This is a genomic window from Thermoanaerobacter uzonensis DSM 18761 (assembly GCF_900129115.1).
GTDB classification, from domain to species: domain Bacteria; phylum Bacillota; class Thermoanaerobacteria; order Thermoanaerobacterales; family Thermoanaerobacteraceae; genus Thermoanaerobacter; species Thermoanaerobacter uzonensis.
Map to the genome: position 1 here is coordinate 59,387 of NZ_FQUR01000016.1, position 24,106 is coordinate 83,492.

The window sequence follows — 24,106 nt, forward strand, 5'->3', positions numbered from 1 at the left end:
GGCATCCATGCCTTAAGGTGCCCGCCTCCGCCATCCTTGGCTTCGGCCCTGCCTCCACCTTCGGTCTTGTTAAGTTTTGTTGCCGCTTTGTCACAAGTCACTCCTTATACAAAATATCTCCTTTACGAAAGTTTGTCTACAGTCTGAAGGCAAGGTTGAACCCTTGCCTTTTTTCATTACTGCTGAACAGTTGGTCCAAAGTTTCCTCTATAGCCTGCTCCTTTATGCGCTCCTTTAGCACCAAAACCTGTTCCCAAGCCTATACCTGTATTGCCATTATAATTTTTCCCAAGTCCAAGACCTAAGCCAGCACCTGAAGCTTTACCATATTGACAGGTTCCATCCCATGAATTTATCCTGTCTTCAATGGTTTTTTTGATTGTGTCAGCTCTCTCCTGAGTTATTTTACCCTCTTTAACTAATTGGTCTATTAACCCCTCTTTTTGTTCAATTAAAGCTTTTTTCAGATTATCAAGTGTTATGCCATTTTCTTCTGCAATCTGAACTATTGTTTTCCCTGATTGAAGTTCACTTAAAATTTCATCTGCTGTCTTGCCAGTCAATTTTGCGAGAAAATCTGCATTTCTACTCATTCCGTATCTTGGTGCTGTCGTAGAATATTGACGTGGCGTTGAAGAACTAGCTGTATCACCAGTTATGGCTGCATAAGCAGCTATTCCACTTAAAAGCATACCTCCTGTAAGTACTACTGCTACTACCTTTTTGAAATTCATTTAAAACCACACTCCTTTTTGAATTTTGTTTTTTTATTTGTTACATTTATATAATAACCTTTTAGTTTGAGGTAACTATATTGGATTCGTGAAGTATGTATGAACATTTTTTTAGAGTAATATGAGGGTTTTTACTATGCAAAAAAATAGAAAAGAGATGGCATTTATCCATCTCTTTTTATTCAAAAAATTCAATTAGAGAGAGTTACTATATCCTTGAGGAGCAGTATTGGTTTGCCAATTTTTATTTTGCCATTTACCTTTAAAATCTCCTCTTCTTCCTTCAAAATGCTTGAAAAATCCTTGAGGCAATCCGTTTTGTTCCATATTTTTCACCATTGTATCAATTCTATTTTTAATCGTATTGCCTTGGTCCTGAGTAATAACTCCAAAGCTTACAAATTTATCAACTAATTGTTTTTGTAATTGCGCCATTTGTTTGAAATAATTCATCAACTCTGTTTTTTGCTGTTCTGTAAGTTTGGAAGGATCAACTTCTCTTAAGATAAACCCTAATCCATCTTTTCCTTCAAATAGGCCTTTAAAATTGATAAATCCATTTTTGTCTATATTAGCTACAATATTATCTATTTTGCTTGTGATTTTGCTTGCTTGGTCTTGAGTCAATAACCCTTCTGATGTTAACTTATTTACTACATCTTTTTGTAGTGCTGCCATTTGTTTATATATTTCTGTTAAAGCTGCTTTTTGCTGGTCCGTGAGCTTTGAAATATCAATTCGGCCTATCCCAAAAAATTCTTTGTCAAATCCTCTTCCGCCACCAATAAAGAAGGGAACATTGTCTTGATTTGCTTTAGAAACTTTGCTATCAATGTTTTTAATTATATTATCTGCCTGCTGCTCCGTTATAAGCCCTTCTGATAAGAGTTTGTTTATAAACTCTTTTTCAAGGTCAGCTATTTTTTTGTTGTAATCTGTAATTATTTGCTTTTGCTCTGGTGTAAGCTTTGATGTGTCAATTCCTAAGAAGCTTTTCACTCTTTCTGTGACTGGGAAATTAGTATTTGCTGCGAAAACTGTCAAAGGAATTGTTAAAGCTAATACAACTGCTAAAACTATTAACCATTTGTTTCTCTTCATATATGGATACCTCCTTTTAAATTTTTCCTTTTCACTCTTTATGATACCCAAATAGTTTGACGTAATTTTATATAATTTGTGAGGAAAGTGTGAAGTTTAATTTTAAATGTTGTAAACTGAGTAAAAAATAATTAAACTAAAGATGGGAGGTGTTTTTTATGCAAAAAGTTTTAGTAATTGAAGACGAAGAAGGAATGAGAGATATTTTAAAAACTTATTTAGAAAATAATGGATATGAAGTATTGGTAGCTGAAAATGGCAAAATAGGGCTTGAATATTTTAATAATAATAAAGATATAAGCATAATCCTTTTAGATATAATGCTTCCAGATATAAGTGGTTGGAGCCTTTTAAAAACAATTAGAGAAAAGTCAAAAGTGCCTGTAATGATGATAACAGCAAGAGGAGAAGAATATGATAAACTTCTAGGATTTGAATTAGGAGCAGATGATTACGTTGTAAAACCTTTTAGCCCTAAAGAAGTAATCGCTCGCGTTAAAGCAATTTTGTCAAGAACTTATGGAGCTTCAGAAGAAGATGGGAAAACAGAATATGAAGGAATTTCTATAAATGTAAGTTCTAGAGAAGTCACTGTTGATGGAGAAAAAATTGACCTTACGCCAAAAGAATTTGACCTTTTAAAGCTCTTAATAGATAATAAAGGAAAAGTTGTATCCCGCGAAAAGTGCCTTAATGAAGTATGGGGATATGATTTTTATGGAGATTTAAGAACAGTTGATACCCATATAAAACAGTTGAGAGAAAAATTAGGAAAAAAGCGTAAACTCATAAAAACAGTATGGGGAATAGGTTACAAATTGGATGGTGAATAAATTGAAAGGAATACAAAAGAAATTTTTTATCTCTTATCTTTTGATTGGAGGCATTATATTATCACTGTTTTGGTTGACACAGGTAGTTTTTATTAATAAGATATACTCTTATTACAAAATAAACCAGCTCAAAAATTACAGTGAAAAAATTGTTGAAGCAATAAATAACAATGATGAAATGCTTTTGAGTGAACTCATTGATAAGTCTAGTGCTCGAGTTATTGCAATTTCCCAAAATGAGATACTAATTGTTGGAAGTAAAGGATACGGAAAAGGTTTGGGAATACCTGAAACACTTTTACATCCTGCAAAAAATTTAAAAGTTGTAAAATACGAACACCCTTTTTTGCATATTGAATATCTATCAATTATAAGACCTTTTCTGTATCATGGAAAACCAGCTACTCTCATCATGAGCATACCTATTGCTGCAATAAACGATTCTGTCAATCTTTTTAAACAAGTTTTTTGGTGGATTTTTGTCATCACACTAATTGCCATATTATTTATATCCGTCTATATGTCAAAAAAATTTACTCGCCCTATACAAATACTAAAAAACGCTGCTCATCAAATCGCTTCTGGAAATTTAAATGTTAAAATAAATTACAAAGAAGAAGATGAATTAGGAGACCTTGCAAAATCCATGAACACAATGGTAAAGCAGCTGTCTATTACAGATAAATTTAGAAAAGATCTGATTGCAAATATAAGCCATGACTTAAAAACACCTCTTGGCCTTATACGAGGATATTCTGAAATGCTTTTAGACTACTATGGAGATGACAAAGAAAAGCGAGAAAAATATTTAAATATCGTAATCAAAGAAACTGAAAGAATGTCAAAATTGGTAGACGACGTGTTACAGCTTTCTAAACTTCAATCAGGAATGGTAGAAATAAAAGAAGAACCTATAGATTTAGAAAAACTTATATTTGAAACTTTGGATATATTTGAAATTCAAATTTTGGAAAAAAATATAGAAGTAAAGCTTGACAATCTTAAACTTAAAGTAATAGCGGATAGGGAAATGATAAAACGGGCAATTATAAATATAATAAGCAATGCTATAGCAAGTATGGAAAATAGCGGAATTCTTACTATAACTGCAGAGCCTCGAGATAAAGAAATTTTAATAAAAATATCAGATACGGGATGCGGCATACCCCAAAAAGATTTAGAACACATCTTTGACAGGTATTACAAAGGAAATAAATCAGGGACAGGGCTTGGCCTTGCAATAGTAAAAGAAATATTGACATTGCACGGCAGCAAATATGGAATAGAAAGCAAAGAAAAAATAGGTACTACTTTTTATTTCACACTAAAAGCGGGTTAACCCCGCTTTCAATCTTTAAAAAATAGCAAATCAATGTGTCTCATCACATTCCGGTAAATATCACTAATTGAATTGCTAGTTTTTTCAGCAACGGCTTTTACATCTTCATACTCAGGATACGCTTTAATAAGTTTTCCATCTAAATATCCCTTTTTAACTCTTATTTTCCCGTAAGTAGTTTCCACAATTGAAAAATCCCTATCCAGTTTATGCCTTAAAACTTCATAATACCTTATGCCAAAAGTAGAAGTTTCTTTAAAAATTATCTCCTTTAATTTATTAGCATTTTCTTTCTCACAAATTACAGTAATGAGAGTACCCGGCCTTTGCTTTTTCATGATAATAGGAGTTAAAAACACATCCAATGCTCCATTTCCAAAAAGTTTTTCAAATAGATACTGATAAAACTCCGGATTCATATCATCTATATTAGTCTCTAAAATCATCAATGACTCAGGTTTTTTTTTACCTCTTCCTCTCCCACATATGTCCTTAAAACATTTGGTATTTCCAAATCTTTGGTACCAGCTCCATATCCTATAGAATTTATAGTCATATCCGGTATACCACCAAATTCATTTACTAAAGTTTTTACAATAGAAGCACCAGTTGGCGTCACAATTTCGTCTTCTATATCGCTTTTATACACAGGTATTCCTTTTAAAAGTTCAGCTGTAGCAGGAGCAGGAACAGGCATAAGTCCATGTTGAGTTTTTATAAAGCCTGAACTCACCGGCAAAGGAGAAGAAATAATTTTATCTGGCTTTATCATATTTACAAGTATCGATGTACCTATTATATCTACAATAGAGTCCACTGCTCCTACCTCATGGAAGTGAACCTCTTCTACAGATTTGCCATGCACTTTTGCCTCTGCTTCTGCTAATTTTTCAAACATCTCAATACTCATTTTCTTGACTTCTTCTTCCAAATCACTCTTCTCGATGATTTCTCTCACATCTTTCATATGCCTATGATGGTGATGATGCTTTTCTTCATACAATACTTTAAAAGTCTTAGCACTTATACTGTTCTTTTGCGTTTCCCCTATCTCTATATCAAAATTGTCCAAAGCTATCTTCTTTACCTTCTTTTTAAACTCTTCCACATCTACATGAGATAATAATGAAGCAATAGTCATATCTCCAGAAATTCCAGCAAAACAGTCAAAATATAAGACTTTCATTTTGAATCCTCCCCTATCCTATTTATTAAACTTGCAGAATAAGCCGCACCAAAACCATTATCAATATTTACAACACTCACTCCACTGGCACAGGAATTAAGCATAGTCAAAAGAGCAGACAAACCGTGAAAGTTAGCACCATATCCTACGCTTGTAGGTACTGCAATTATAGGAGAGCTAACCAATCCTCCTAAAACAGTAGGAAGTGCCCCCTCCATACCAGCAACTGCAATCAAGACACGGCATTGTCTGATTTCATCTAATTTATCTAATAGCCTATGTAATCCTGCAACTCCAACATCATAAAATCTCTTCACAGTGTTTCCCATAAGTTCTGCAGTAATAGCCGCTTCTTCAGCAACAGGCAAATCAGAAGTTCCAGCAGCCACTACTCCAATTATACCTTTTGTCTTTTTAATTGGTGTATTTCTTATGGAAATTATACGAGCTCCCTCATAATAGGCTGCTTTTTCTACTACCTCTTTCACTGCTTCAAAATGTTGTTGTGAGGCTCTTGTCCCTAAAACATCACTCCCATTTTTGTACATATTAAAAGCAATTTCTCTAACTTGCTGGGGAGTCTTTCCTTGACAAAAAATCACTTCAGGAAATCCCTTTCTTATCTCTCTGTGATAATCAATTTTAGCAAATCCTAAATCTTCATAAGGAAGTTTCTTTAAAGCTTCTAGCGCTTCATCTGTTGATAACTTGTCTTGTTTGAACTCAGTTAAAATTTGCAATATTTTCTCATTATACATTTTTTACCACCTTCACATGAGGTTCATTTAAGCTTCCAGTTCTGTATCCTTCTAAATCCAGTGCTACATACTTAAACCCAGCATCTTTAATTCTCTTTACAACTTCCTTCCTTATACCTTCTTCAAAAATTCTCTTCATCTGCTCCTTTGGAAGCTCAATCCTTCCAATATCTCCATGGTATCTCACTCTAAATCCTGAAAAGCCTAAGTTTCTCAAATCTTCTTCTGCCTTTTCTACCATAGAAAGCTTATCATAAGTTATTTCTTCTCCGTAAGGAATCCTTGAAGCAAGACATGCATAAGAAGGCTTACTCCATGTAGGAAGCCCCATCTTTTTGGATAAAATTCTTATCTCTTCTTTTTTTATGCCACACTCTAATAAAGGGCTTAAAATCCCTAATTCTTTTAAAGCCCTTCTTCCTGGCCTAAAATCAGACACATCATCTGCATTTGTGCCTTCTAGGATATATTTGAAGCTCTTTTCTTCTGCAACAGCTTTAAACCTTGAAAATAAATTGGATTTACATATATAACACCTATTTAAAGGATTTTTTTTAAATTCTTCTATTTCAAGAATATCATTAAACTCCACAACCAAGTGGGGGAGTCCTATTTTTTTAGCAAGCTTTGTAGCTTCTTCTAATTCACTTTTAGGATGCATCGGAGAAGTAGCAGTAACAGCTAATACTCTATTCCCTAAAACATCGTAACTTACTTTTGCCAAAAAAGTGCTATCTACACCTCCAGAAAAAGCAATTAACGCGTTATCTAATCTTGACAAATATCTTTGCAATTCCCTTAGTTTCTCTTCAATTTCCATAATAACACCCCCCTATGGTATACCCATCTATATTGCGTATAACTATTTTATCACACATATTAAAATAAACAAAATGTTAAAGATAAAAAAGCGCTTAAAAGTAAAGGCCTTTAAGCGCTTCAGGTTTGTTGACAAAGTAAAAAAATATTCAAAAGGAGATATTTTGTATCGTCGCTCCGATGTTCCAAAGCGACAAAACTAAAACTCGACCTTCAGGTTCCGGCAGGGTACCGGGCACAATCGACGTCCTGGCCCAGGTGCCCGCCTCCGCCATCCGTGGCTTCGGCCCTGCCTCCACCCTCGGTCTTGCTAAGTTTTGTTGCCGCTTTGTCACAAGTCACTCCTTATACAAAATATCTCCTTTACGAAAGTTTGTCTACAGTCTGAAGCGCTTAAAAGTAAAGGCCTTTAAGCGCTTTTTTATCTATCTAAATTTTAAAAATCTTCACAGCCTCATCCAATTTCACTGCTACCTCTTCTAAATTCTTAGCTGAATCTTTAAGATTTTCTACAGCTGAAAGCTGCTCTTCTGTAGAAGCACTTACTTCTTCAGTAGAAGCCGCTGTCTCTTCTGAAATTGCAGAAATACTTTCCATCGATATGACAATTTCATTTTTCTTTTCTTCCATGGCATTCATCAAGGAATCTATATTGTCTATCATTTTTGTAATTCCGCCTATAAAAGCTTCAAACTCCATAAAAGCATTTTGCGTATCTTTTACAGCTTGATTTTGCTTTTCAATACTTTTATCCGCTGATTGCATAGCATTTGTAGCCATATCAATTGCTTGTTGCATCTTTTCTATTATGTCTTTTATCTGATTGGTAGATTCTGCAGACTGCTGTGCCAATTTCTTTACTTCTTCGGCTACAACAGCAAAACCACGTCCTGCGTCTCCGGCACGGGCTGCTTCAATTGCAGCGTTTAATGATAAAAGGTTTGTCTTATCGGCAATTTCTTCTATAACAGCTGTTATAGCACTTATCTTATGAGAATTTTCTTTAATTTTATTAATAGTCTCAAAAACGTAAAATGTCGCTTTATTTGTTTCTTCGGAGTTTTGTTTTAAAGCTTCTAACTTTATCAAACCATCAGCTTTTACATCTTCCGCTTTACCTGAATATCTCTTCATTTCTTTAGTAGTTTTCAAAATTTCATCTATGTCATTTCCAAACTCAGATATTTTTTGTACGCTTACCGATATTTCTTGTGCTTGGTCATTAGCCCCTTTTGCTATATCATCTACAGCATTTGCAATATCTTGAACGGATTGAGCTGTTTCATCGCTTATTTCTCTAAAACGAGTTGATGCTTCTATTAAAGAACTACTTGACTCTCTAACTTTTGTTGCAATATCTTTTAATTTCTGTACTGTATCGTTATATTCCCTTTCCAACACCCCAAATTCGTCTTTTCTTCTTACATCAATAAAAGAAGTTAAATCTCCTTCTTTTAATTTATTCATGGCTGTCAACATCTTATAAACTGGTCTTGTAAAATTCCGAGCAAAAATATACGCTACAATCAAAGAAATAAGGGAGAAAATAATTATTATGGTTATAAAAATATTATTAATTTTTGATACTTCTGAAAGATAATCAGACTTACTGACCACTCCCACAACCTTCCAACCAGTAATAGGGTTGGTATCAAAAATTATAACGCTATCTTCTTTATTGTATTTCGCATGTATTTCTCCTTTTGGACTTTCAAAAATACTTTTAGCAAAAGGCTCTTTATTAAAATCGCTTCCAACTATTTTTTTATTTGTATCCAAAAATACTATACCATTTTTGTCTACTAAAAATACCATACCATTATTCCCTATTTTTACGTCTTTAATAAGTTTTTCCATGCCATATAGATTTAAATCCATCCCTATTGCCCCTATAACTTCACTAGTTATAGGGTTTAAAACAGCTTGAGACACAGAAATAACATAGTTTCCAGTTGCTACATCCTTATAAGCATCAGTCCAAAAAGGATTCCCTTTAGATTGTTTAGCTCCTTCATACCAAGGTCTTGTTGTCGGATCAAAATCAGAGCTTAAATCAACATGAGGAAATGTGTAAATCTTCTTATCAGCTGTACCATAATAAATCAAAGCAGCATCTGGAGTCATATTCTTTAATTTGATGAGCACGCTATTTATGCGGTCAGCCGTTTCTTCCTCTGTATTCCCTTTAAGCATCAAATTAGAATCATCTTTTGCAAAATAATTGAGTTTATTGGCGACTCCTTCTAAATAAAGAGACAACTCTTTATTTACTGAACTAACACTATTAGCCATATTAGATAAAGTAGCATTGGTAATTTCCTTAGAAGAAAAACTGTAAGATATGTACCCACTCAATGCTAAAGAAGAAATTACAATAATTATAATCATCAAGCTTAATTTTGTCTGGATACTTGAGAGTCTTACTTGTTTTTTTAGGTTTAGTAGAACATTTATATCGCGTCTTTTTTTGAATTTTGTAGCTTTTTTCAATATATCTCCCCCCAGATATGTTATACTATTTTTTATATCGACTTTTCTATGCCAAAAGTTTAATTCTTCGTGTTCCTTTTATAAAACTCCAAAGTATAGATAACAAAGGCTAAAATAGCCAATAACAGCGCTATAATCATCAAAGTAAATCCATAAGGCCACTTAAAAATTGAAAAAATTATCGCAATATAAAAGAAAAGTGTAGCTGCTTTACCATAGTTATTAGCAGGTATAGCAATTTCTTGCTTTTTATAAAGTATCGCGGCACCTATTATCATTGAAAATTCTTTTACCATTAAAACAGCAATAACAAAAAAAGGAATCAAATTTTTCATCCATAAACTAGTCAAAACAGTAAGTATCATCAACTTGTCCGCAAGAGGGTCAAGCAAAGTACCAATTTTTGTTACTTGGTTATAGTGCCTCGCTATATAACCATCCAAAATATCCGTAATACCTGATAATATAAAAATCACTGCAGCATAAGTATTCCCTTCGTGGACATAAAAAAAAGTGTATACAAAAAGAGGTATAAGCAAAAATCTAACAAGTGTAAGAAAATTTGGTATATTCATTTAAACACCTCTAACTGTCAAGTTTAATAAAATTATAATACAAAAAACCCAAAAGTAAAAGGCCCTTATCGGGCCATATTTACAGGAACTTTTATCTTATCTAAAGCTATGCGGAAACTATATCCATCTTCTTCTTTTTTAAAGTCTTCTATATCTTTGAAGCAATTGACAAAAACATCATTTTTTGTGTGAACTTCTATATCTTCTAAATTGTACTTTAAAGCTGTCCTTCTCAGTAAAGAATTAATTATTTCTTCTGCAGTTTCTACGCCTACATTCTCCCTCTCTTCAATATAAATATACATACTGCTCTTTTTTTGTTGCCAATCAATATCGTATAGCACACAGAACCCTAATTTAATACCATCTTTCGTTTCTAATACGAACATTTTACGATTTTTACCAAAAGGTATATTTAATACATTGTCTTTCCCTCGAGATATTTTAAACAAATCAATTAAAAATTTGACCACGTTAATGTCTTGCAACCATAAGGAAAATATTTTTTTGTCTTTTTTCTCTAAATCTTTAATTAAAACTTTCCCATTTTCTCCCATTCTCAACACCACCTATCTATAAATATATATTCTTTACAAATTTCAAAAATCCTGCTTAAAAACAGAAAATAATTTTCGACAAATAAAAAATACAGTATAAATAAAAAAGAGGAGTAAAACCTCCTCTCAGACTGTAGACAAACTTTCGTAAGGGAGATATTTTGTATAAGGAGTGACTTGTGACAAAGCGGCAACAAAACTTAGCAAGACCAAAGGTAGAGGCAGGGCCGAAGCCATGGATGGCGGAGGCGGGCACCTGAGACAGGACGTCGATTGTGCCCGGTACCCTGCCGGAACCTGAAGGTCGAGTTTTAGTTTTGTCGCTTTGGAACATCGGAGCGACGATACAAAATATCTCCCTTTGAATATTTTTTCACTTTGTCAACAAACTAAAACCTCCTCTGAGCTTGTTAAAATTTTCATAACTCTTTATTTCTATAATTTATTGCATAGGAACATTTTTTAAAACCTCTGAAAATAGGCTTATAAATGTTGCACCCATAAAAATCATCATTATTATGAATAGAAGAATCAAAACTATGTAAGGAAGAAAAAATACAAAGACTGCGTTACCTGTACTCATTTTGTAATTCTCCCTTATAGCTATAATTTCTAAAACAATAACCCAGACTGTAAATATCGCTAAAAATAAATACATAAATATTAAGCCAGCTTTCGGATTTAACAAACGTGCAAATAAGTTTACAACAACCATAAAAATCATGGGAAGTTTTGCAAACCCTATTGCAGAATACAATCCCTTTGCTGTACCTATTACTACCTCTTCTTTTTCTTCGTTCGTTTTTTGTTCAACTTGAAGATTCTTCTCTTCAATTTGAGTAAAAGATACATTGTCTTCCACATTAGCATACATTTTGCCTTCTAAAATTTCCGCTAAAAAGTGATACACTGCTGCATAAACAAAGTAAGTCAAAGGAGCTATAAATACACTCCCAAATACAGCCATTATAATAAACAGTGACCTTAACCTTCCAAAATCAGGCATACCTTGACTGGAAGTAAAAAAATTTGTACTAGACATTGTAAAACTATAATTGCTTGTCACCGTCAATAATCCTGTAGCTATGATGACAACAACAGCCTGCCAAATTGGTTTTTTTCTTACAATCTCTTTAATAGTTTCTACAGGTTGAAAAAATACACCATACAGTCTTTCCAAAAAATTCACTTCTATGACCTCCTAATTTTTAAAATTCAAAATTATGCTTATATAAATTTTACCACACTTTTTATTATTTCCTTTAATTTTTTGTTAAATTTTTTCACTATGAAGGAAAATAAATTTTTTTGGTGAATTATATATAGTGAGGTGATAAAATGCAAGCAGAAATATTAAAAGCTATCCAGACAATTTCAAATCCCTTTTTAGACTATTTTTTTATAGCTGTAACTATGTTGGGAAGCTCAGGATTTTATTTTATTTTTATCCCCATTTTTTACTGGTGTGTAGATAAAAGATTTGGCCTAAAATTGGGGCTTATATTGATAAGCTCTATCTATGTAAACACTATTTTAAAAGAGATAACAAAAATAGCAAGACCTATAGGATATCCAGGAATAAGGTCTATTTTTACACAATCGGCAGGTGGGTATTCTTTCCCAAGTGGCCATGCACAAGGTTCTACAACTGTTTGGGGAACTTTAATGGTACACTATCAAAAAAAATGGCTGTGGTATATAGGAATCGCCGTCGTATTACTCGTATCATTTTCGCGAATGTATTTAGGTGTCCACTGGCCGATAGATATTATTGGCGGAATATTGATAGCTGTTTTAATAATAATTTTAAGTGAACTTATTGATAGCATCGTGAAAGAAAGTAATTTTAACATAAGTTTAGCTTTTAAAGTTATTTTGTCAATTTTAATCCCTGCGCTTTTGATATTAATTTTTCCTCACAAGGATATTTATGAATACATGGGTTTAATTTCTGGTACTTTAATAGGTTATTTTATAGATAAAGAAAAATTTGATTTTACTGTCAATGCTCCTCTTCAAAAGCAAATTTTGAAGTTACTAATTGGCATAATTGTATTTTTTGTACTTAAAGAGGGATTAAAATTTGTGTTGCCGTCTGGAAATATTTTTAACGCTATAAGGTATACAATTTGCGGACTGTGGCTTTCTCTTGGTGCACCTTATGTATTCAATCTTTTTAAATTAAACGATAAAACAATAAAAGCATAAAAATAAGGCCTCCTTCATGAGGTCTTATCCAATATTAGCCATGCTTTTAGTGTGCTTATCTGCTACTTTGCTAGCTCCGTATGAAGCAGGCTTAACTTGTGCTTCAAATCCACATCCTAATACCATGTTAACCACTTCTTTTATAATATCTCTTGTTTTGCCATTTTCTCCTACGTCTAAATGAATCTGTATATTTATATCTTTTTTATCAGTCTGATTGATCTTTTCAAAAAGCTGGTTTGCTATTTCAATGCTGTAAGTAGCTTCCATAAAAATCCTTTGTTTTAAAGATAATACCTTTTTATTATAAAATTTCCTATAATAATACCTGCCACCTTTTCCTTCTCGGTATATGATCACAGCCGTAACAAAGCATACGGATTTACCTGGTTGAGAGTCTGTACCCACCATCAACTTGTAATTCGATTGCCGGTCACCCTCAACAAATTCCATAATGTCTAGGAACATTTTATCAATATCCATTTTCCCCTTAGTTGGGCTAATGAAATACAATGACCCCATCTCCTTTAACTGCAAATTGCTTAGGGCAATTAAACTATTTTAATTTTAATTATACAACAATTTTGTTAAAAGTGTAGTAAAATTTTTTTATTTTTTTGTTAAACTATCAATTTTGTAACAAGCAATATCAACTCTGCAGCTGGTATAAATATAAGCTGAGCCAGCAAAGTACCCAAAATTTTTCCAAACACAAGAAGTACTACCATACTATCCACATCATGTTGAGTCCTCTTACCGCTTAAGGCCTGGTCAGTTATAAGAGCCGCCACAGGGTCCACTACAACGGTGAATAATACAGTCGCAAACCCGTTTACAATACCCGAAAGCTGACTGGCTGTAATTCTATACTCAGGAATAATGGCTCCGGCGTAAAGTGAAGAAATAATACCTGTAGTGTAAATAGAAGTAATAATGACGTTATATATCAAAAATGTTTTTGGTATGTTAGTATTCCACACGCCTTTTAACATAGACAACCTTGGCAAAACAATCTTCTTCTTTATCTTTTTCAAATTACTCCATTTAAATCCCTTTAGAATAAGCTTGGGGACCGTTCCAGCCCCTTCCATTCCATTTATGGCAACAGTAAAAATCGACACAAAAGTAGGCATCAGGGGTGCTCCTATCAATGCCCCTAATGTAGCAGAGAAAAGCACAATTCTCATATCATTTTGAAGGAGATGTACTTTGTCCATTTTTATCGCCATATCTACAATGCTGCCGAGGAAAGGTGCTTGAACCATATTTGATAATCTTGATATTACAGCCATAATGTTAAAAAGTGAAAGAGCAACAGCAAGCTTTCGAGTTCTTACCCCAGAAGGTCTTATTGAATAAGAAAGCGTATCAACCAAATTTATGACCATGGTAAAGAAGGCTACTATCATGAGTCTTTTTATATCTATCATTTGTTCCCATCCATTCTTTATTTAAAATTCCTTTATAATTATATTGTACAATGCTTTTTTTTTCAACATTTATCTTTTTCCAAAGTTTGTGGTATAATCTATGATATCGGAGGGATAATAAATGTCACAAAAACATTACAACAAATGGTTAATTCTTTCTGCTGTCGTCATAGGCAGTATTATGGGACCAATTGATGGAAGTATTGTTAACATAGCAATGCCAGAATTTACAAAGGTCTTCCACACAAATATAACAACAGTAAGCTGGGTCTCCATGACATATTTATTAGTCTTAAGCAGTATGATGATGACTTTTGGTAGACTTGGTGATATGTTGGGTTATAAAAAACTGTATCAATACGGTCTTTTGACTTTTTCAATATCTTCTGCAATTTTGAGTTTTTCTGTAAATATATATATGTTGATAATTATGCGAGCTTTCCAAGCAATAGGAGCTGGCATGCTAATGTCAATGACATCAGCTATTATAACCTCTGTGTTTCCTCCAAACGAAAGAGGCAAAGCTCTTGGCATCAACGCTATGTCTATATCTATCGGACTTGCAATAGGTCCTACATTAGGGGGTTTTCTTTTATCAAATTTGGGTTGGCAGTCTATATTTTATATAAACGTTCCTATCGGCATAATAGGTTACATATGGGCTCATATCGTGGTACCTGACAACAAAGGAGTTCCTGAAAAATTCGATCCTTACGGATCTATTTCTTTCTTTATCTTTCTTGCAAGCCTCTTACTCTTTATATCAGAAGGTGGAACATGGGGTTGGACATCACTTTCAAGTATAATTTCATTATTGACATCAGTAATATTTTTAATAATCTTTGTAATTATAGAAAATAAAGTAGACTTTCCTATGTTTGACTTCTCTCTTTTAAAAATAAGGTCTTTTACTTTTGGAAACATAAGCACCCTGCTAAACTTTATGGCTCAAAACACAATGACTTTTTTAACCCCTTTCCTCCTTCAGCATTTAGGGTTTACCACTGAAAAAACAGGTATAATAATGACTTCTTTCCCCCTCGTTATGTTCATCGTAGCACCTTTAAGCGGGATTTTAGCTGACAGATACGGAGCTCAAATCCTCTCAACTATCGGCGCAGTAATTTCTGCAACAGCCCTTTTTCTTATGGCAACTTTAACAGAAAAATCCACTATGTTTACCATTATGGCCCGCCTTGCCCTTTTTGGCGTAGGAAATGCCATTTTTCAGACACCAAATAACAGTGCAATAATGGGAAGTGCGCCAAAAAATAGATTAGGTGTAGCATCTGCTTTTCTCGCAACAATGAGAAATGTAGGTATGGTGATGGGCATTGCAGTAGGAAGTGCTATATTTACAAACAGGTTAAAAGCCTACCAAGCTCTAAAATTTTCTTCCAATGCTGCCTTTATGATAGCTATTAAAGAAGCTTATATAACCGCCGGAATCTTTTCATTTATATGCGCTTTTACTTCTCTGGTGAGAAATAATGTTAAATTAATACAAGGAAAGGATTGATTTAAATGGAAACCACTCTTGCTATAGTAAAACCCGACGGTGTCAAGAGAGGACTTATAGGAGAAATATTGAAAAGATATGAAAATAAAGGCTTAAGACTTAAAGCGGCAAAAGTAATAACTCCAACAATTGACCTTTTAGAAAAACACTACGAAGAGCATAAAGGTAAACCTTATTATGAGCTTTTAATACAGTATATGTCTTCCGGTCCTGTCTTCGCAATGATATTGGAGGGAGAAAACGCCGTAAAAATAGTTAGATTATTAAACGGTGCTACTAAAGTGGAAGAGGCCCTCCCTGGAACAATAAGAGGTGATTTTGCTTCTAATACTACTTTTAACATTATACACGGTTCAGATAGTATTGAATCTGCAAAAAGAGAAATAGCACTGTGGTTTTCTGAATTAGCATGAATATTTCTGTTTAGTTGCCGCTTTGTAACAAGTCGCTTCACCTATGCAAAATGCCTCCTCCATATGAAAAAAGAGATTAGTCTAAGGCGAAGTGACTTCACTTCGCCTTAGTTAATGGTACTATATAAGCAGTATAAAGATTGTTAAATACAAATTCTATTGAAGAGAAAAACACCACAACTAGCCAATCATAGCCAGTAAGCACTGTTGTCTTAAACACAATACTTAAAGGTGGAATATATATTGTAGCCAAGAAAAGCAAAAATGATGTTAAAACTGCTAACACCAAGTAAGGATTAGTAAAAATCCCTATCTCAAAAATTAAATTTCTTTCTGACCTACATTCAAAGGCGTGTATCAACTCTACCATCACTAATGTAGCAAAAGCTATAGTTCTAGCTTTTTCCAATGTCCCATAACTTAAAGCAAATACATATGCTCCAAGCGTACTCAATGCCATTAAAAATCCCACTATAATGATTCTTATACCCAACCCTTTTGAAAACACACTTTCTTTAGCCTCTCTTGGTTTCATTATCATTATATCTTTTTCAGGAGGATCCATCCCAAGAGCTAAAGCCGGCAACCCATCAGTAATAAGATTGACCATTAATATTTGAATGGGAATAAGAGGCAATTTTAAGGCTGTTAAAGCTGCAAAAAACATAGCCAAAACTTCTCCAAGATTACAAGAAAGCAAAAATCGTATAAACTTTCGTATATTGTCATAAATTATTCTTCCCTCTTCAACAGCTGCCACAATAGTGGCAAAATTATCATCTAATAAAATCATAGAAGAAGCCTCTTTCGCGACTTCTGTCCCCCCTTTTCCCATAGCAATACCTATATCTGCCTCTTTCAAAGCTGGCGCATCATTTACACCATCACCTGTCATAGCTACTGTAAAGCCTTTGTTTTTAAGGGCTCTGACTATTCTAAGCTTATGTCTTGGGGTTACTCTTGCATAAACACTAATATTTGTACAAACTTTCTCAAGGTCCTTATCGCCCATGTTATCTAAATCCTGTCCTGTGATTACTTTATCATTTTCTCCTAATATTTTTAATTCTTTTGCTATAGCAGTTGCAGTAATCTTCTGGTCACCTGTTATCATAACCGGCTTTATTCCTGCCATCTTGCATTTTAAAATTGCTTCATATACTTCCCTTCTAGGAGGATCTATCATCCCTTCCAATCCTACAAAAACCAAATCTTTTTCTATAAACTCCGCAACCATTGGAAATTTAGGAGGAAGCTTTTTGTAAGCAAAGGCCAATACTCTTAAAGCTTCCCTTCCAAAACTTTCATTGATATCTAATATTCTTTTTTTATCAAAGACAGTAAGTGGCACTTCTTTTCCTTCTGTATATTTATAGGTACAAAGGTCCAATATTACATCTGGTGCACCTTTTATATAAGCATATTTTTCACCGCTTATCTCCATAATAACAGACATCCTTTTTCTTTCTGAATCAAAAGGAATTTCCTCCATTCTTTTAATATTTTCTAACAATTCAAGAGAAAGTCCTGATTTCATTGAAAAAGAAAGTATAGCAGCTTCAGTAGGGTCTCCTATATATTTTTCTTCTTCTAAAATTTCTTTGCCAATTTTTATCTTTTCCCTCTTAATCTTTGCATTATTACACAATGCCCCTATCTCCAACATCTTTCTAAAAGCACTTTTCTCTTTATTTATTATTTTAGTAAATTCTTTACTTTTGTCACCTTTTACTTCAAAAACTTCTTCATCACAAAACACTTTTGTCACAGCCATTTTATTCTCTGTCAAAGTACCTGTCTTGTCCGTACATATTACATTAGTGCATCCTAATGTTTCAACAGCAGGTAATTTTCTTATTAATGCATTCCTTTTAAGCATCCTTTGTACCCCTATAGCCAAAGAAACTGTAACAACAGCAGGAAGTCCCTCAGGAATAGCTGCAACTGCAAGGCTTACACCTGATAAAAACATATAATACAAAGACTCGCCTCTTATTATTCCTAATACTATTACAATACCGCATATAGCAAGAGCTCCTGCTACTAATACTTTCCCAAGTTTATTGAGTCTTTTTTGTAATGGTGTTTCATTCCCTTCAATATCTTTAATCATTCCTGCAATTTTTCCCATCTCTGTTTGCATACCTGTAGCAGTTACAATAGCTTTCCCTCTTCCTTTCGTAACAATCGTACCCATATAAATTACACTACTATTAGATACTGCCACTCTTTTTATATTGTTTACAGCTTCCTTGTAAACAGGAACTGACTCACCAGTCAAAATTGATTCATCTACTTCTAAATTATGACTTTCTATCAAAACAGCATCTGCTGGAACTTTATCTCCCGCCTCCAAAATTATAATATCATCTATTACAATCTGAGAAGCCTCTATCTCTTTTTGTTCTCCATCCCTTAAAACTTTTGCAACAGGCGCTGCAAGTTTTTTTAAAGCTTCCAAAGATTGCTCTGTTCTATATTCCTGGATAAATCCTAATACAGCATTTAAAATGACGATTATCGTTATTGTCAAAGCATCCGCTAATTCTCCCATCAAAGCAGAAATTAAAGTTGCTGCTAATAAAACCATCACCATAAAATCTTGAAACTGATTTAAAAACATTTGCAAAGGACTAACATTGTGACCTTCCTCCAATATATTCGGCCCATATTTCAATAACCTTTTTTGCGCTTCTTGACTATTTAAGCCGGTAAAGTCAGTTTTATTAAAATAATAAATCGTTTGTTGCATTTGTTTCTTACTGTAAGACATCCCAATCCCCTTTCTTAAACTTTTTGCTCTCTAAATAAAATATGAGGGCATTTTAAAAAACATGCCCTCATTCTTTTAAACTTTGCCATCCATCTCTTGCAAGATTAACTATTAAATTATGTCGAGATTTGTCAGGATGATTTATGACCTTATTATACCATTTTAGTGCCTCTTCTTTATTGCCTAACATTCTATTAAGCTCTGCTATCATGTATATAAGAAGTATTTCTTCTTCATATATATCCGAACCACTATAGGCTTTTATATAAGAATCTAATGCATATTTCAAATATTTCTCCTCATTTACCCTATCACTTAAAATCCTATATAACCAAGCAATTCTAAGACAAGTTTTTGCAAAAACTATGGGTTTATCTTCTTTTATCTGGGAACAATATAAAGCCAATAAGTAGGCTTCTAACGCTTTTTGAGGTGTTCTTTCACCTGAAAATTCTCTTTTAACCCACTTAGCCGTTACCAGTGATAAGATTTTTTCCTTTTTGTCATTAGTTATTCTGTCAAATTCAGATTCCAAAGCAGCATATCCACAATTGGGACATACAATAACCTCATAAAAAAATGGGTTAATACCATCTTTATATTTAGTATAAAAATCTCTTTCTCTTTCTTCCACCTTCAATTGTGAAGTTCTTACTTTGGTATATGTAAACTCTTTTTTACATACTGGGCATACAATTTTTTTATTGTACAAATATTTGTTCCCCAATATTACACCTCCGTCCAGCATTAGTCCTATTAAATATTTTAACATACTCATCTACATTTTTCGACATCCTGTAGATAAAAATTAGCTACCTCAAAAATTGAAATTATTTGTGATTTATTATTCCATATGTAAGGCCAATAAGCATAATAATGCCTCCATAACCAGCAATAGGGTATAAATAATGAACAAGTTTAGCAAAACCAAACCTACTAGCTACAAGGGCTATTCCCCCAGAGGCAACAGCAAAAATCTTATATTTCACTGATCCAACTTCTGTAAACCTTGCCGCAAACCCATATAGATTTCCAACAGCCGTAGTATATATTTCTGCAATCAAAATAAAACTGTATACAAACTTCAAAACCGGTGAAATCTTGCCAGCAACATAAAGCATGGGTATCTCATATAAAGAAGCAGTAGGCATATTTATAAGAATTGTAAAAAATATCAAAAACGCCCCTAATCCTAATCCCATTCCTCCTAATACAGCCCCCCATCTTATCTTTGACCTGTCGTTGGTTTTATGTCCAAGAGGAGCAAGAATAGCAACTGCCATCAAAAGATTATAGGAAGCATAAAGTATTCCTGATAGAGCAAAATTTTTTACTGCAGCTTTAAAAGGAAAGTCAGCAGTTGTTATAACCGTAATGTCTGGTCCATAAAAAAGGGAAAAAATACTCACAATAATTACGGCAAGCAAGAGCAAAGGTACGACAAAAGAAATGGCAGAAATAACTCCTCCAATTCCTGTTAATACTGTTACAACCGATAATACTGCCATTACTACACCACCAAAAGCAGAAGAAAGCCCAAATTGCTCTTCAAAAATTGCCCCACAACCAGCTATCATTGCAGATAGTGCTCCAAACAAAAAAAATGTAACTACTAAATCTATCACCCCTCCAAATAAAGGTCCCCCAGCCTTCATAATGACCTTTTTATAGGAGGAGGCATTAAGCCTGTTACCTAATCGCAAAATTACATACCCATAAAACACAAACATAAAAATAGCAATTAAAAGCCCTATTATTCCGTTAATTCCATGGTATACAAAAAATTGCAATATTTCTTGTCCCGAAGCAAATCCCGCTCCTACTACCGTTCCTATATAAGTTGCAGCAACTTTAAAAGCCGAAATCTCTTTTCTAATCAAAAAAATCCCGCCTTTCTTTCTATTTTAAATATATTTTTGGCGGGAGAAAAAATATTATTCTTTTTTAGACATTTTGCTCTTCTCCACTATCAATATTCACAGAAACCGATAATACCTCCACTGAACATATCAGGATATTTTAAAAGTGAAGACAACGACAACTTATTGTGTAATTGTAACTGCAGCTTCTTCCATCACAGGTTCTAAGCTTCTCGCAAGCTCTAATAAATACCTCTTAAAAGGTTCCCTTAAGTCCTCTCTTTTCAGAGCATACTCAACAGTTGCCATAAGGTAACCTAATTTATCTCCTACATCATATCTCTTGCCAATAAAATTATAGGCGTAAATTGCTTCATCATTTAAAAGAGTTTTTAAAGCATCCGTAAGCTGTATCTCCCCACCTGCTCCTGGTGGCGTGTTTTCTAATATTTCAAATATTCTTGGCGTTATTATATATCTTCCCAGAATAGCTATATTTGATGGAGCTTTTTCTTTTTTAGGCTTTTCTACGAGATTATTCACCTTGTACAATCTGTCCTCAATAGGTGTAGAATCAACAATACCATATTTATCTACATCCTCATACGGCACTTCTTGTACCCCAATAATAGAACAGTTGTACCTTTCGTATTGTTCTATCATCTGTTTTAAAACAGGGACTTCAGCATCTACTATGTCATCCCCTAAAAGAACAGCAAAGGGTTCATTGCCCACAAATGCTCTCGCACAGTATATAGCATGTCCTAAACCTTTTGGTTCCTTTTGCCTTATATAGTGAATGTTTACCATATTGCTAATATCTTCTACAAGGTGTAAGAGGCTTTCCTTCTTTTTCTTTTTTAACTCCAGCTCCAACTCCACAGATTTATCAAAATGATCTTCTATCGCTCTTTTATTTCTGCCAGTTATTATAAGAATGTCCTCTATCCCCGACTGTATCGCTTCTTCAACTATGTACTGAATAGTGGGCTTGTCTACAATTGGAAGCATTTCTTTAGGCTGGGCCTTGGTAGCAGGTAAAAACCTTGTACCAAGGCCTGCAGCCGGAATAATCGCCTTTTTTATCTTCACCATTTTTTTCCTCCCAATACAAGCTTTACAACTTATTTAAACTTTACGCCAAATTTAACTAAAGCTTCTGAAAGCTCTTTTTTAATTGCTTCAAGTTTCTCTTCTGTCTTTGCCTCGCATCTTACAATAAGCTCTGGTCCTGTATTAGAGGCTCTAACTAACCCCCAGCCTCCGTCAAACAATACTCTCGCACCATCAACATCAATGATGTTATATCCTTTTTCTCTAAAGTACTCCGTTACTCCTTTTACCACATCAAATTTTTTTTCATCATCACATTCTAACCTTATTTCAGGTGTTGCAGGATATTTAGGAACATCAGCTAAAAGCTCAGACAAAGATTTGTCTGTATTAGAGAGTATTCGTAAAAGCCTTGCAGCAGCATAAGCTGCATCGTCAAATCCATAGTACTCATCTGCAAAAAACATATGACCGGACATTTCTCCTGTAAATACAGCACCTAATTCTTTCATTTTTGCTTTTATAAGGGAATGGCCTGTTTTGAAAAAGATAGGTTTGCCTCCTAATCTCTCAATTTCTTCTACTAATGCCTGAGAACATTTCACTTCTACAATGGCATCGGCACCAGGATGTTTTTTTATTATTTCTCTCCAATAAAGAATCATCAACATATCTCCCCAAATTATATTCCCCTTATCATCCACAACGCCAATTCTATCACCGTCACCATCAAAAGCTATACCTAAATCAGCCTTCAGTCTTTTTACTTCTTCAATTAAATCTTTTAAATTTTCTTCTTTTACTGGATCTGGGAAATGGTTTGGAAATGTAGGATCAGATTCACAATAGAGAGGATATACTTCACAACCTAAGTTATATATAACATCAGGATAAAAATATGAACCTGTGCCATTCCCGCAATCGACAACAACTTTAAGCTTTCTGTCGCCTAATTTAACCTTTTCTTTTATCATATTAATATACGAATTAATAGGATAAGCATACTTCACGTTCCCTGTACCTTTTTCAAATTCGCCTTTTTCTGCTATATAGTATAGTTTTTTAAGTTCATCGCCATAAATAGTAGAAGGTCCTACCATAACTTTGAAACCATTAAATTGTGGCGGATTGTGGCTTGCAGTAATCATCATCCCTGCTTGATAATTGTACAGGACATTAGAATAGTAAAAAGCTGGAGTTGTCAAAACCCCTACATCTAATACATCACAGCCTGTAGAAGTAAGTCCTTTAATCAAAGCATCTCGTATAGGCCTTGATGATAATCTATTATCTCTGCCTACCAGCACGTCCTTAATTCCTTTTTGTCTCACATATGTACCAAAAGCCTTTCCTATTATTTCTGCGGTCTCAGCAGTTAAATCTTCACCCCACACCCCTCTAATATCATACATCCTAAACATGTTTTCATTCAACTTCATTTGTCTCAACCTCCTTTTTATGTCATACAATTTAATTATATAGATAATACTGAAAATCCTCAATACACAATCTTCACAAAATTGTTTCTTGACTTTCCGCAAATTCAACAAGCGTAAACAATACTCCTTTGCTGCTCAGATACATTTTCCATTACTTCAATAGCTAAATCTACACTTTTCAGTTCCCCCGCTATACTAAACATAACTTTCGCTCTCTTTTTCCTTTTGTCTATTTTCTTAATAATCCCCTCATACCCTTTCAATGGTCCTTCAATTATCTTTACTCTTCCTCCTTCCATTATACCTTTTGACAAATCTATTAAATCAGAATTTTTAGTAAGAGACAAAATTATTTTCATCTCTTCTTCTTTTACAAAAGCAGGCCTTTTCCCTTCTTTCAGAAAAATACCTCTTTTTAAAACATTAGACATTTTATAATATAAATCATCGCTCATCTCGGCATTTACAAAAACATATCCAGGAAACAAAAGTCTAATTTTTTCCACTGGTTGTCCTTTTATTCTCTCTATAATTTTTCTTTTAGGAATAAGCAATTTCACTTCCTCTTGTCTAATGCAATTTTCAATAATATCTTTAACTTTGTTCTCATAACCACTTCGAGTAAAAATAACATACCATTTCTTCATTTTTCTACACTCCATTTTATAATTTTAGCGCTTATTCTTACAAAATTCAACATATAATTTCTAATTATGATATAAATGAGTATACAAAGATAGTGTAAAATTATCGTAGGATTTTTTAAGTGAAAAAAAACAAGAGACAACCCCTGTGATAAAATAGATTATGGAAAACAAAACAACACAGAAAGGGGTGTCTCTTGTGAAAAAACATATCTTTGAGGATATTATACTACAAAATGCTCTAAATTTCACTAGAGAAGTGGTAGACATTTTTGACGATTTATTAAACAAAGGAATGAATATTACAGAGCTTGCAGCAAGGATAAAGGAACTGACGGACAAACTAGGTAGAGAGGCAATAGAAGCAATTATTGAA

The 24,106-nt window shown here is 33.7% G+C and carries 23 protein-coding genes and 1 pseudogene; 6 read left to right on the forward strand and 18 right to left on the reverse strand.

Translation table 11 applies throughout. From position 1 onward, the window contains the following. Positions 1 to 176 precede the first annotated feature (176 nt). Positions 177 to 734 (reverse strand): DUF2680 domain-containing protein, encoded by a 558-nt coding sequence (locus tag BUB32_RS10005; protein ID WP_072969255.1) that lies wholly within the window; start codon positions 732 to 734, stop codon positions 177 to 179. Positions 735 to 929: 195 nt separating this feature from the next. Further along, positions 930 to 1,835, reverse strand: coding sequence for a YckD family protein (locus BUB32_RS10010; RefSeq protein ID WP_072969256.1), 906 nt, complete (start codon positions 1,833 to 1,835; stop codon positions 930 to 932). 158 nt (positions 1,836 to 1,993) lie between these two features. Here BUB32_RS10010 and BUB32_RS10015 point away from each other — a divergent pair, with 158 nt between their 5' ends. Then, entirely contained in the window at positions 1,994 to 2,668 is a 675-nt protein-coding gene (locus BUB32_RS10015; RefSeq protein ID WP_072969257.1) for a response regulator transcription factor, read from the forward strand. A 1-nt stretch (position 2,669) separates the two neighbouring features. Continuing rightward, positions 2,670 to 4,007 carry a sensor histidine kinase gene (locus BUB32_RS10020; RefSeq protein WP_200773881.1) on the forward strand — a complete coding sequence of 446 codons (1,338 nt, stop codon included), beginning with the start codon at positions 2,670 to 2,672 and terminating at the stop codon, positions 4,005 to 4,007. 8 nt (positions 4,008 to 4,015) lie between these two features. Here BUB32_RS10020 and larC2 read toward each other — a convergent pair whose 3' ends face one another. The 8 genes from larC2 to BUB32_RS10065 all read right to left on the reverse strand — a co-directional run bounded on the left by larC2 (position 4,016) and on the right by BUB32_RS10065 (position 11,581). Beyond that, on the reverse strand, positions 4,016 to 4,453 hold the full coding sequence (larC2, locus tag BUB32_RS10025; protein ID WP_072969259.1) for a nickel pincer cofactor biosynthesis protein LarC2: 438 nt from the start codon (positions 4,451 to 4,453) through the stop codon (positions 4,016 to 4,018). Further along, the gene (gene larC, locus BUB32_RS10030; protein WP_072969260.1) at positions 4,453 to 5,193 is read right to left on the reverse strand and encodes a nickel pincer cofactor biosynthesis protein LarC; all 741 of its coding nucleotides are present in this window, start codon (positions 5,191 to 5,193) and stop codon (positions 4,453 to 4,455) included. Before larC ends, larC2 begins: the two co-directional genes overlap by 1 nt. Further along, a complete protein-coding gene (larB, locus tag BUB32_RS10035; RefSeq protein WP_072969261.1) occupies positions 5,190 to 5,951 on the reverse strand; it encodes a nickel pincer cofactor biosynthesis protein LarB in 762 nt (253 codons plus the stop codon). The genes larC and larB overlap by 4 nt, the downstream gene beginning before the upstream one ends. After that, positions 5,944 to 6,771 carry an ATP-dependent sacrificial sulfur transferase LarE gene (gene larE, locus BUB32_RS10040; protein WP_072969262.1) on the reverse strand — a complete coding sequence of 276 codons (828 nt, stop codon included), beginning with the start codon at positions 6,769 to 6,771 and terminating at the stop codon, positions 5,944 to 5,946. Before larE ends, larB begins: the two co-directional genes overlap by 8 nt. Before the next feature lie 428 nt (positions 6,772 to 7,199). Next, positions 7,200 to 9,260, reverse strand: coding sequence for a methyl-accepting chemotaxis protein (locus BUB32_RS10050; RefSeq protein WP_072969264.1), 2,061 nt, complete (start codon positions 9,258 to 9,260; stop codon positions 7,200 to 7,202). 59 nt (positions 9,261 to 9,319) lie between these two features. Next, positions 9,320 to 9,835, reverse strand: coding sequence for a CDP-diacylglycerol--glycerol-3-phosphate 3-phosphatidyltransferase (pgsA, locus tag BUB32_RS10055; RefSeq protein ID WP_072969265.1), 516 nt, complete (start codon positions 9,833 to 9,835; stop codon positions 9,320 to 9,322). A gap of 65 nt (positions 9,836 to 9,900) precedes the next feature. After that, on the reverse strand, positions 9,901 to 10,392 hold the full coding sequence (locus BUB32_RS10060) for a hypothetical protein (RefSeq protein WP_072969266.1): 492 nt from the start codon (positions 10,390 to 10,392) through the stop codon (positions 9,901 to 9,903). 442 nt (positions 10,393 to 10,834) lie between these two features. Beyond that, positions 10,835 to 11,581: a Yip1 family protein gene (locus BUB32_RS10065; protein ID WP_072969267.1), complete on the reverse strand. Its 747-nt coding sequence runs from the start codon at positions 11,579 to 11,581 to the stop codon at positions 10,835 to 10,837. Between the two features lie 149 nt (positions 11,582 to 11,730). Here BUB32_RS10065 and BUB32_RS10070 point away from each other — a divergent pair, with 149 nt between their 5' ends. Further along, positions 11,731 to 12,600, forward strand: a complete 870-nt coding sequence (locus BUB32_RS10070; RefSeq protein ID WP_072969268.1) for a phosphatase PAP2 family protein — start codon at positions 11,731 to 11,733, stop codon at positions 12,598 to 12,600. Positions 12,601 to 12,624: 24 nt separating this feature from the next. Here the strand turns inward: BUB32_RS10070 and BUB32_RS10075 are convergent, their stop codons facing one another. Beyond that, complete coding sequence (locus tag BUB32_RS10075; RefSeq protein ID WP_042832642.1) at positions 12,625 to 13,113, reverse strand: ribonuclease H-like YkuK family protein; 489 nt, start codon at positions 13,111 to 13,113, stop codon at positions 12,625 to 12,627. Between the two features lie 107 nt (positions 13,114 to 13,220). Then, the gene (locus BUB32_RS10080) at positions 13,221 to 14,030 is read right to left on the reverse strand and encodes a lipid II flippase Amj family protein (RefSeq protein WP_072969269.1); all 810 of its coding nucleotides are present in this window, start codon (positions 14,028 to 14,030) and stop codon (positions 13,221 to 13,223) included. Positions 14,031 to 14,151: 121 nt separating this feature from the next. On the opposite strand from BUB32_RS10080, the gene BUB32_RS10085 reads away from it, so the two are divergent. Together BUB32_RS10085 and ndk are read left to right on the forward strand one after the other, a co-directional pair. Beyond that, positions 14,152 to 15,549, forward strand: coding sequence for an MFS transporter (locus BUB32_RS10085; RefSeq protein ID WP_072969270.1), 1,398 nt, complete (start codon positions 14,152 to 14,154; stop codon positions 15,547 to 15,549). A 5-nt stretch (positions 15,550 to 15,554) separates the two neighbouring features. Further along, entirely contained in the window at positions 15,555 to 15,962 is a 408-nt protein-coding gene (ndk, locus tag BUB32_RS10090) for a nucleoside-diphosphate kinase (protein WP_072969271.1), read from the forward strand. Between the two features lie 97 nt (positions 15,963 to 16,059). Here ndk and BUB32_RS10095 read toward each other — a convergent pair whose 3' ends face one another. From BUB32_RS10095 to loaP, 6 genes are all read right to left on the reverse strand, one after another. Beyond that, the gene (locus tag BUB32_RS10095; RefSeq protein ID WP_072969272.1) at positions 16,060 to 18,735 is read right to left on the reverse strand and encodes a calcium-translocating P-type ATPase, SERCA-type; all 2,676 of its coding nucleotides are present in this window, start codon (positions 18,733 to 18,735) and stop codon (positions 16,060 to 16,062) included. Between the two features lie 67 nt (positions 18,736 to 18,802). Continuing rightward, positions 18,803 to 19,513, reverse strand: a complete 711-nt coding sequence (locus BUB32_RS10100; protein ID WP_072969273.1) for a DUF2225 domain-containing protein — start codon at positions 19,511 to 19,513, stop codon at positions 18,803 to 18,805. A 52-nt stretch (positions 19,514 to 19,565) separates the two neighbouring features. Next, positions 19,566 to 20,615: a YkvI family membrane protein gene (locus BUB32_RS10105; RefSeq protein ID WP_072969274.1), complete on the reverse strand. Its 1,050-nt coding sequence runs from the start codon at positions 20,613 to 20,615 to the stop codon at positions 19,566 to 19,568. A gap of 162 nt (positions 20,616 to 20,777) precedes the next feature. After that, on the reverse strand, positions 20,778 to 21,686 hold the full coding sequence (gene galU / locus BUB32_RS10110; protein ID WP_072969280.1) for a UTP--glucose-1-phosphate uridylyltransferase GalU: 909 nt from the start codon (positions 21,684 to 21,686) through the stop codon (positions 20,778 to 20,780). A 32-nt stretch (positions 21,687 to 21,718) separates the two neighbouring features. After that, complete coding sequence (gene glmM / locus BUB32_RS10115; RefSeq protein ID WP_072969275.1) at positions 21,719 to 23,086, reverse strand: phosphoglucosamine mutase; 1,368 nt, start codon at positions 23,084 to 23,086, stop codon at positions 21,719 to 21,721. A 104-nt stretch (positions 23,087 to 23,190) separates the two neighbouring features. Beyond that, positions 23,191 to 23,733: an antiterminator LoaP gene (gene loaP / locus BUB32_RS10120; RefSeq protein WP_072969276.1), complete on the reverse strand. Its 543-nt coding sequence runs from the start codon at positions 23,731 to 23,733 to the stop codon at positions 23,191 to 23,193. A gap of 196 nt (positions 23,734 to 23,929) precedes the next feature. On the opposite strand from loaP, the pseudogene BUB32_RS10125 reads away from it, so the two are divergent. Beyond that, a pseudogene (locus BUB32_RS10125) lies at positions 23,930 to 24,106 on the forward strand (UPF0236 family protein); the annotation flags it as partial.